At 31.8% G+C, this 1231-nt stretch carries 1 protein-coding gene; it reads left to right on the top strand.

All coding sequences use genetic code 11. The features are described 5' to 3' along the window. Positions 1–276: 276 nt before the first annotated feature. Positions 277–1231, top strand: a 955-nt coding sequence (locus ACIDC4_RS24580; RefSeq protein WP_488381176.1) for an IS110 family RNA-guided transposase, incomplete at its 3' end; no start/stop codon positions are given.

Here is a 1231-nt window from a genome sequence, read left to right as displayed (position 1 = left end):
TTTTGATTAAGTGTTTTACATCCGGCTTGTCATCCTATGTTTGTACTATAGAAGGATTAATGTTTTTAGTAAATTTATGTTGAGATTTTTCAACAGAAGAAAGGGAAAGATAAAAACTAAAACTTGTCATTTGTCATCATAGACTGTTCGAAATGGTAGTTCCTTTCCCTCTCTGCTTTTGAGCTTGGACAGTTCATTAGGCCTGGGAGCCTGTATTTAGGATTGATAAGTCAATAGCAGATTTCTTCCGTTTACTTTTTACCTAAAAACAAAGTTATGACAAAAAACAAAAATTACATCGGAATTGACATATCAAAATTAAGTTTTGATGTTGCTGTCAAAATGAAGAATGAGAAATATTCACATTTTAAGTTTAGTAATGATAATGAAGGTTTTATAAAGTTTAGAGAGTTATTAAATCAAAATTATGCTATATGTGTAATGGAAGCCAGCGGACCTTATTACTTAAAATTAGCTGCATTTCTTTTTAATAGCAAGATCTCAGTTTGTGTAATAAATCCTCTAGTAATCAGACGTTTTAGCCAAATGCGAATGTCACGAACAAAAACGGATAAAAAAGATGCTGTAATGATTGCTGAATATGGAAAGAGTCAAACTCCAAATTTATGGAAGCCAGAAGCAGACTATGTATTGGAGATAAAGCAAATGCATGCTTATGTTGAGCAAATGAATAAATCCAGAACAGGTCTTATCAGACAGCAAGAAGCTTTTAAGTACAATGTGGCAGAATCTTTGGCATTAAAGGAAAGTTTAGAGAAAATGATATTGTTATTAGAAGATGAAATTGCTCTTATTGAGAATAAAATGGCTGTAATTATAAAGGATCAACATAATGAACTTTTTCAACAATTAAAGAGTATACCTGGGATAGGAACAAAAACTGCTATGTTATTGATTGTAATAAGCGGCGGTTTTACAAAATTTGATAATGCAAGACAATTGAGTTCTTACGTTGGAATAAGTCCTCGTATTTTCGAATCTGGAACTAGCGTAAAAGGAAAATCTAAAATTTGCAAAATGGGTATGAGCAGAATTAGGGCAATGTTATATGTCTGCTCCTGGTCTGCTAAAAAATGTAATAATGCTTGCAAAGAATTATATGATAGGTTAGTCGAAAAAGGAAAGGCTAAGAAAATAGCTTTAATCGCTGTAGCAAACAAACTGCTCAAACAAGCATTTGCCTTAGCATCAAAAAATGAATACTATTTAC

Origin of the sequence: Flavobacterium sp. C3NV, assembly GCF_046825355.2 — a bacterium.
Classification (GTDB): domain Bacteria; phylum Bacteroidota; class Bacteroidia; order Flavobacteriales; family Flavobacteriaceae; genus Flavobacterium.
The sequence above is the reverse complement of the archived record's forward strand: the minus strand, read 5'-3'. Positions and strand labels throughout refer to the sequence as shown.